The organism is Curtobacterium sp. B18 (genome assembly GCF_000333375.1).
Taxonomy (GTDB): Bacteria; Actinomycetota; Actinomycetes; order Actinomycetales; family Microbacteriaceae; genus Curtobacterium.
The window spans coordinates 1-7,717 of sequence record NZ_BACZ01000405.1 but is presented as its reverse complement, the minus strand read 5'-3'; the positions used below and the strand labels follow the sequence as shown (position 1 = coordinate 7,717).

Sequence of the window (7,717 nt, the reverse complement as noted above, 5' to 3'; positions counted from 1 at the left end):
CGCCGGTCCGTGGCCGCTCCCGGTCCCGCGATCATCGGCGTCGGCGCGCTCCTGGTCGTGCTCGGCGTCCGGACCGACTGGCGGCTCACCGCAGCCGTCTGGACCGCGGCCACGGTGCTGACCCTCGCCCTCGTCGCGGTGGCACCCGGACGCTGGGAGCCGGCCGACGTCTGGGCCGCCACCTTCGTCGTCTCCGCGGGCAGCTCCCTGCTCCTCGCCGGCACGGCCGTGGCCGTCGGGCAGCGTCGGGCGGTCCGGGTCGAGCTCGCCGAGGCCCGTCGGCTTCTTCGTGCCTGGCACGTGTCTCCTTGATCGATGGTGCGCGTCGGCCCTGGACGACGAGCGCGTCCGGGTCGACCGGGGCACCGATGACCGGGGGCCGACAGGCACACCATACACATAGTGTTCGGGCTGGTCGTCCGCCGGACCGGCGACGGCGACTGCGCCCACGGCGAACGGTCCGCCGCCGACCAGGACGCGGACGCGGGCGGCGGCAGCGGCGGTCACGCAGGTGTCGAGCGTCGCCTCGTTCCGCGCTGCGACGCGTGCTGCGACCCCGCACGGTTCGCCGGGGACGAGCCCGACGACGGCCGCCGCGGCCGCGAGCGCCGAGGCGTCCGCGGCGGCCTGGGCGCGGACGGCGGCGACGCGGAGACCCGCCGCGGCGAGCGCTGCGGTCACCACGAGGAGCGTCACGCCGACGACCACCGCCACCACCACCGTCGCGGACCCGCGCTCGGTCACCGGCCGGCCTCGGCCGCGCACCCGGTGGCGCCGAGCGGGACGGCTGCGAACGGGCCCGTCGCTCCCCGTTCGGCCCGGACGCAGACCACGCCGTCGCCGCGGTGCACCGTGACGTCGGCTCCGGGCGCGAGCTGCGCGACCGCCGCCAGGCCGGCGTCGTCGTCACCGCGGCCGTACGCCCGTGCCGCGGTGGCCGCAGCGACCTCGAGACGACCGACGGCGTCCACGACGAGCACGGCCGCGACGAGCGAGGTCAGGACGAGCGCGACGACGGGGAGCACGACCGCGAACTCGACGCTCACCGAGCCGCGTTCCCCGTCCGGCCGACGGCGGTCAGAGGGAGAGCGCACCACGGACGAGTTCCGTGAGGAGGCTCTGGACCTCGCCGGAGCGCATCACCGCGACGAGCACGCCGGCGAACGCCACCGCCGCGAGGATCACGACGGCGTACTCGGCCGTGGCCGATCCGCGGTCGTCGTCGAGCCGTCGCCGGAGCCGGCTGCCGCGGGGCTGGTGGTCGTGCTGGTGCTGGGTGGTCGGTGTCTCGGTCATGGGGTCGTCCTTCCTGTTGCCGTGCTGTCAGCCTCGCTGCGTCCGGGGCTCGACACCGGGCCGGCCACCGGATCTGTGGAGGATCACCCCACGTCGACGACGGTGGAGGAGAGGACGCCCGCCACCACCGGTACGACCCCGACGAGGACGAAGGCGGGCAGGACGCACACGCCGAGCGGCAGGACGAGCCGGACCGCGAGACGCTCGGCAGCGGCGAGCCCCGCGGCTGCGGCGTCGTCACGGACGTCCTCGGCCGCGGCGCGGAGGAGCGTCGCCGCGGGCACCCCGGCGCGCTGGGCCAGCGCGAGGACGTCCCGGAGGTGGTCACCGTCCGACGCCCGCCACGGTCGGTCGGCGAACGCGGCCCGGACGGCCGCACCGCCCTCCGCCCACGAGCCGCCGCCGGACACGGCGACCGCCCAGGCGTCGAGCAGCACGCCCGGCAGGTGTCCGTCGGGGGTCGCGGCGCGGACCAGGCGTGCGCTCCAGGTCCGACCGAGCCCGACGAGCACCGCGGCGAGGAGCAGGCAGGTCCACCCGATCGGGGACGCGACGAGCACCCGGACGGCGCCGGACCCCCACGTCGACCCGAGGACGAGGCCGAGCAGGGGCAGCGCGAGCACGACCCGGGCGCTCGCGCGCGGCCCGGCGAGGGCGACGAGGACGGCACGGTCGGACGCCGCCGAGCGCCGGAGGGCCGCGGCGAGCGCGCGGACGGTGCCCGCCGACGGAGCGCCGGTCCGTTCGGCGACGCGGAGGACGGCGGCGACGTCCTCCCACCCGGGACCGCCGTCGTCGGGGAACCCGCCCACCAGCGCCCACGCGCGGGCCGGCGGGACCCCCGCGGCGACGAGGGTGGCGACGCGGTCGAGGGTCCTGGCCGCGGCGGCGCCGTCGGCTCGCTCGCCGCGGCTACCCGACCGCGCGGCGGCCCACCGGCGGACCGTCACCGGCCCGCGGCTCACCGTGACCGATCCACGGGACGCACCACGAGCCTCCCGTCCGGACCGATCCGGACCGCCCCGACGGCCGCGAGCCGACGCTGCCCGCCGTGGCGCTCGACGTGGAGCACCAGGTCGAGCGCGCTCACCGCCTGCCGAGCGAGCGCTTCCGGCCCGAGCCCGGCCAGCGTGCCGAGCGCCTCGAGCCGTGCCGCGACGTCGGCGATCCCGTTGGCGTGCACCGTCCCCGCTCCCCCGTCGTGACCGGTGTTCAGCGCGGAGAGGAGCTCGCGGACCTCGGCACCCCGGCACTCCCCGACGACGATCCGGTCGGGACGCATGCGCAGTGCCTCGCGGACGAGCCGGTCGAGCCCGAGGGCGCCGGCCCCCTCGGCGTTCGCCTGTCTGGCCTCGAGCGCGACGACGTGCGGGTGGTCGATCCGGAGTTCGGCGACGTCCTCGACGGTGACGATCCGCTCGTCGGGCGGGACGGCCGAGAGCATCGCCGCGAGCAGGGTCGTCTTGCCGCTCCCCGTCGCCCCGGTCACGAGCACGTTGCGGCGCTCGTCGACCGCACGCTCGACGACCGACCGCGGGATCCGTCGGAAGGCCCCGAGCGCCTCGAGCGACGCGAGGGTCGGTCGGTCGGCTGCGGGCAGTCGGATCGAGATCGCGGTGCCGGTCACCGAGACGGGCGCGAGCACGACGTGCACCCGGATCCCGTCGCCGTGGCGGACGTCGACGCACGGCGTGGTCTCGTCGACGTGCCGTCCGCCGCGTGCCACGAGCTCGGTCGCGAGTTCCCGGACGCGCGCCTCGGGCAGGACCGGTCCGGCCCGTCCGAGTCCGGTGCCACGGTCGACCCAGGTCCCGCGACCGCCGACGACGAGGACGTCGGTGACGCCGGCGTCGTCGACGAGGGCGGCGAGCTCCTCGAACTCGGCCGCGAGGACGTCGCGGCGTCGACGCGGTCGTGTGGTGCCGGGCAGGAACGGGGGGTCGGCACGGTGTCGGTGCATGCGACCAGACAGTAGGGAGCAGCACCCGTCGGGTCCGCGTCCACCATCCCCGCTGTGGAGGATTGCGCGGGTGACGAGCAACGGACCGATTTGTCCCCCGGTACGCAAACCCGTACCCCAGTCGGCGTCCCGACGGACCGTCGACCGTCGAACGGCCCGGGATCGCTCCCAGCCTGCCCGGTGCGACGGAGCGGCCGCCCCACGGAGCCGGATCGGATCGATGCAAGAGCATGGACAGGTCTGTCCACTCTTCGGCGTCCCCGTGCGGATCGACGTCGAGTGCGTGCCGGCGGACGAAGCGTCCGGCGAACGAACTCGCCCGGAAACGAGAAGAGGCGGCACCGGTTGGGGGGAACAGGTGCCGCCTGGACATCGGTGGATTGGGGGGAATCCGAACCGTTGCCGCCGGAAACGAGTCCAGCGGGATCTACTGTACCCCATGATCGGCCGCCAGGAGCAACCCTCGGGACGACTTCCGGGCGTGCCGCCTGCACGCCGTGAGCGAACACGTCACCGCCCGGCTCGACACGACCGGCCACGGGACCACGCACGAGGACCCCGTCCCGTCCCTTTCTGCCCCGCGGAACCGCGCCGGGACGGACCGCTCACCGGGGCCCTGGACGCGGGGTAGTCTCCGACTGCACCCCTGCCGCAACGACGCGAAAGGACCTCGATGTCCGCTCCGACCCAGACCGACCCCCGCCACGACGGAGCCAACGGCGACGGCCCCGACGCCGGTGACCACGGCACGTTCCCCCCGTCGCCGGAGTTCGTCGCCGACGCCGTCGCGCACGAGGACCTGCACGAGGCAGCCGCGGCCGACCGCGAAGCGTTCTGGGCCGACCAGGCACGGGGGCTCCTCGACTGGCGCACGCCGTTAACCCAGACCCTCGACTGGTCCGGCGCGCCGTTCGCGAAGTGGTTCGCCGACGGCACGCTCAACGTCGCCGAGAACTGCCTCGACCGGCACGTCCGCGCCGGCCACGGGGACCGGGTCGCCATCCACTTCGAGGGCGCACCCGGCGACACCCGTCGGATCACCTACGCGGAGCTCACCGCCGAGGTGCAGCGCGCCGCCAACATGCTCACCGACCTGGGCGTCGGGCAGGGCGACCGGGTCGTCGTCTACCTCCCGCTCATCCCCGAGGCCGTCGTCACGATGCTCGCCGTCGCCCGCATCGGTGCGGTCCACTCGGTGGTGTTCGGCGGGTTCAGCGCCGAGAGCCTCCGTGCCCGCATCGAGGACGCCGGGGCGAAGCTCGTCGTCACGGCGGACGGCGGCTGGCGCCGTGGTGCGGTCTCACCGCTCAAGCCCGCCGTCGACGAAGCACTCGAGGGCGAGGGCACCGACAGCGTGGAGCACGTCCTCGTCGTCAAGCGCGGCGGCAACGACATCGCCTGGAACGACCGTGACCTGTGGTGGCACGACGAGGTCGCGAAGGCCGCTCCGGAGCACACCGCCGAGGCGTTCCCGGCCGAGACGCCCCTCTTCATCCTGTACACCTCGGGCACGACCGGGAAGCCCAAGGGCATCGTGCACACCTCCGGCGGGTACCTCACCCAGGCCGCGTACACGCACAAGAACGTGTTCGACATGCACCCCGAGAAGGACGTCTACTGGTGCACGGCCGACATCGGATGGATCACCGGGCACTCCTACGTCGTCTACGGCCCCCTCGCGAACGGTGTCACGCAGGTCCTCTACGAGGGCACGCCCGACGAGCCGAAGCCGGGCCGCTGGTGGGACCTCGTCGACTCCTACGGCGTGACGGTCCTCTACACGGCGCCGACGGCGGTGCGCGCGGCGATGAAGGCCGGCCGCCAGGTCCCCGAGGCCCGCAGCCTCGAGACGCTCCGACTGCTCGGCAGCGTCGGCGAGCCGATCAACCCCGAGGCGTGGCAGTGGTACCGCCAGGTCATCGGCCACGACCGCACGCCCATCGTCGACACGTGGTGGCAGACCGAGACGGGGGCGATCATGATCTCCGCCCTGCCCGGCGTCACGAAGCTCAAGCCCGGTGCTGCCCAGACGCCGCTGCCCGGCATCGTCGCCGAGATCGTCGACGACGACGGCAACCGCGCCGACCCGGGCGAGAGCGGCTACCTCACCATCACCGAGCCGTGGCCGTCGATGGCGCGCGGCATCTGGGGCGACCCGGACCGCTTCGTCGAGACGTACTGGTCGCGGTTCCCCGGCCGCTACTTCGCCGGCGACGGCGCTCGGCTCGACGGCCAGGGCGACATCTGGATCCAGGGACGCGTCGACGACGTGATGAACGTCTCCGGCCACCGGCTGTCCACGGCCGAGATCGAGTCCGCCCTGGTCGGCCACGAGGGCGTCGCCGAGGCGGCCGTCGTCGGTGCCGCCGACGAGACCACCGGGCAGGCCGTCGTCGCCTACGTCATCCTCACCGCCGAGGCAGCGGCCGACGTCGACCGCGACGCCGCCGCGAAGGAGCTCCGCGACTGGGTCGGCAAGCGGATCGGTGCGATCGCGAAGCCGCGTCAGGTCGTCATCGTCCCCGAACTGCCGAAGACACGGTCCGGCAAGATCATGCGCCGCCTGCTGCGCGACGCGGCCGAGGGTCGCCGCATCGGCGACACGACGACCCTCGCCGACCCGACGATCATGGCGACCATCGCGGAACTCATCTAGCGGGAACGACGCGAGCCGCGCCTCCAGGCTGGTCTGCCAGGAGGCGCGGCTCGCGTCCGTCGTGGTGCCGACGGTCCGTCAGGACGTCAGTTCCACCACCAGTTCGACCTCGACCGGCGCGTCCAGCGGGAGGACCGCGACGCCCACCGCGCTCCGCGCGTGCACGCCGGCGTCACCGAACACGTCGCCGACGAGGGTCGATGCGCCGTTCGCGACGCCCGGCTGCCCGGTGAAGGACGGATCGGACGCGACGAACACCGTGACCTTCACGACACGGGCGACCCGGTCGAGCGAGCCGGCGACCGACTCGACGGCGGCGAGGGCGTTGAGCGCGGCGACGCGCGCCTGGGCGGTCGCGGTCTCGGCGTCCACCGTCGCACCGACCTTGCCGGTCACCGGCAGCGCGCCGTCCACGAAGGGCAGCTGCCCCGCGGTGTAGACGTGGTCACCGCTGACGACCGCGGGGACGTAGGCGGCCACGGGCGCCGCGACGGCGGGGAGCGTCAGGCCGAGCTCGGCGAGCCGGTCCGCGACGCTCACGCGTCCGCCTTCGGGCGCTTCAGGTACGCGACGAGGCCGCCTTCGGGGCCGGTGACGACCTGGACGAGTTCCCACCCCTCGTCGCCGAAGTTGTTCAGGATGGCGGTGGTGTTGTGGATGATCAACGGGGTCGTGAGGTATTCCCAGCGAGTCATGGAGATCCTTGCCAGCCTTTCAGTCGGCGGTGTCGTTTAGGCTGCATCCTATGTCTGCCCAGAAGACGTCTGCCTCGCGGACCAAGCCCGTCTCAGCAGTCGGCGCCTTCGTCGGATTCGTCGGTTTCAGCGTGCTCGCCGGTCTGCTCGTCACGATCGGCGTCACCCCGGCCATCGCGGTCGCCGGTGTCACGACGACGTCGACGATCGGCGTGTTCGAGTCCCTGCCGGAGTACATCGAGATCGGTGACCTCCCGCAGCGCAACGAGCTGTACGCGTACCAGGGCGGCAAGAGCGTGCACTTCGCGACGGTCTACGACCAGAACCGTCAGGAGCTGCAGTTCGACCAGATCAGCGACCAGCTGAAGAACGCGGCCATCGACGGCGAGGACAAGCGCTTCTACGAGCACGGCGGCGTCGACATGACCTCGCTCGTCCGCGCGGGCGTGGGCTCCCTCGCCGGCGGCCTCGGCGAGTCGGGCGGTGGGTCGACGCTGACCATGCAGCTCGTCCGCAACATCAAGATGAACCAGGCGCTCGAGCTCACCACGCCGGAAGAGCGTCTGAAGGCCTACAACGACGCCGTCGAGCAGACCATCCCTCGCAAGCTCGAGGAGATGAAGCTCGCGATCGGCCTCGCGAAGAAGTACACCCACAAGGAGATCCTCACCGGGTACCTCAACATCGCGTACTTCGGCGACCAGACCTACGGCGTGCAGGCCGCGGCGCAGCACTACTACAACAAGAGCGCGACCGACCTCACCCCGGCCGAGGCCGCCTCGATCCTCGCGATCGTGCAGTCCCCGAACACGCGCAACCTGTCGAACCCGAAGTACTACGACGCCAACGTCGCGCGCCGCAACGTCATCCTCAAGTCGATGTACGCGCAGAAGCACCTGACGAAGGCCGAGTACGACGAGGCCGTCAAGTCGAACCCGAAGGACTACGTCCACCTGACGCAGCCGTCCCAGGGCTGCAAGGCCTCGGTCGGCGACGGCTCGCAGTTCTTCTGCGACTACGCGGTCCAGGTCGTCAAGGAGATGTCGCAGCTGGGAGCCACCCAGAAGGAACGCGACACCGCGTGGCGCAACGGCGGCTACAAGATCCAGA

General features: G+C 73.1%; 9 protein-coding genes. 3 read left to right on the top strand and 6 right to left on the bottom strand.

The window, feature by feature from the left end; translation table 11 throughout:
- Positions 1 to 312, top strand: a 312-nt coding sequence (locus I5E_RS25475; protein WP_222836462.1) for a hypothetical protein, incomplete at its 5' end; no start/stop codon positions are given.
- Positions 313 to 740: 428 nt separating this feature from the next.
- Here the strand turns inward: I5E_RS25475 and I5E_RS11280 are convergent.
- From I5E_RS11280 to I5E_RS11265, 4 genes are all read right to left on the bottom strand, one after another.
- Positions 741 to 1,046 (bottom strand): hypothetical protein, encoded by a 306-nt coding sequence (locus I5E_RS11280; protein WP_049973497.1) that lies wholly within the window; start codon positions 1,044 to 1,046, stop codon positions 741 to 743.
- 31 nt (positions 1,047 to 1,077) lie between these two features.
- Complete coding sequence (locus I5E_RS11275) at positions 1,078 to 1,296, bottom strand: DUF4244 domain-containing protein (protein WP_022907082.1); 219 nt, start codon at positions 1,294 to 1,296, stop codon at positions 1,078 to 1,080.
- Positions 1,297 to 1,379: 83 nt separating this feature from the next.
- Positions 1,380 to 2,261 (bottom strand): type II secretion system F family protein, encoded by an 882-nt coding sequence (locus I5E_RS11270; protein ID WP_022907081.1) that lies wholly within the window; start codon positions 2,259 to 2,261, stop codon positions 1,380 to 1,382.
- Positions 2,258 to 3,256, bottom strand: coding sequence for a TadA family conjugal transfer-associated ATPase (locus tag I5E_RS11265; RefSeq protein WP_022907080.1), 999 nt, complete (start codon positions 3,254 to 3,256; stop codon positions 2,258 to 2,260). The genes I5E_RS11270 and I5E_RS11265 overlap by 4 nt, the downstream gene beginning before the upstream one ends.
- A gap of 673 nt (positions 3,257 to 3,929) precedes the next feature.
- Between I5E_RS11265 and acs the strand changes: the two genes are divergently transcribed.
- Complete coding sequence (acs, locus tag I5E_RS11260; RefSeq protein WP_022907079.1) at positions 3,930 to 5,912, top strand: acetate--CoA ligase; 1,983 nt, start codon at positions 3,930 to 3,932, stop codon at positions 5,910 to 5,912.
- A 78-nt stretch (positions 5,913 to 5,990) separates the two neighbouring features.
- Here the strand turns inward: acs and I5E_RS11255 are convergent, their stop codons facing one another.
- Both I5E_RS11255 and I5E_RS25470 read right to left on the bottom strand, forming a co-directional pair.
- On the bottom strand, positions 5,991 to 6,452 hold the full coding sequence (locus tag I5E_RS11255; protein ID WP_022907078.1) for a RidA family protein: 462 nt from the start codon (positions 6,450 to 6,452) through the stop codon (positions 5,991 to 5,993).
- Entirely contained in the window at positions 6,449 to 6,607 is a 159-nt protein-coding gene (locus tag I5E_RS25470; RefSeq protein ID WP_022907077.1) for a hypothetical protein, read from the bottom strand. Before I5E_RS25470 ends, I5E_RS11255 begins: the two co-directional genes overlap by 4 nt.
- Positions 6,608 to 6,657: 50 nt before the next feature.
- Here I5E_RS25470 and I5E_RS11245 point away from each other — a divergent pair.
- The coding region (locus I5E_RS11245) for a transglycosylase domain-containing protein (RefSeq protein ID WP_022907076.1) at positions 6,658 to 7,717 on the top strand (1,060 nt) is incomplete at its 3' end.

What these genes read in the sequence shown, in the direction of transcription:
- I5E_RS11275 (WP_022907082.1), bottom strand. Translation starts at nt 1,296, where the DNA reads ATGACCGAGACACCGACCACCCAGCACCAGCACGACCACCAGCCCCGC.
- I5E_RS11265 (WP_022907080.1), bottom strand. Translation starts at nt 3,256, where the DNA reads ATGCACCGACACCGTGCCGACCCCCCGTTCCTGCCCGGCACCACACGA.
- acs (WP_022907079.1), top strand. Translation starts at nt 3,930, where the DNA reads ATGTCCGCTCCGACCCAGACCGACCCCCGCCACGACGGAGCCAACGGC.
- I5E_RS25470 (WP_022907077.1), bottom strand. Translation starts at nt 6,607, where the DNA reads ATGACTCGCTGGGAATACCTCACGACCCCGTTGATCATCCACAACACC.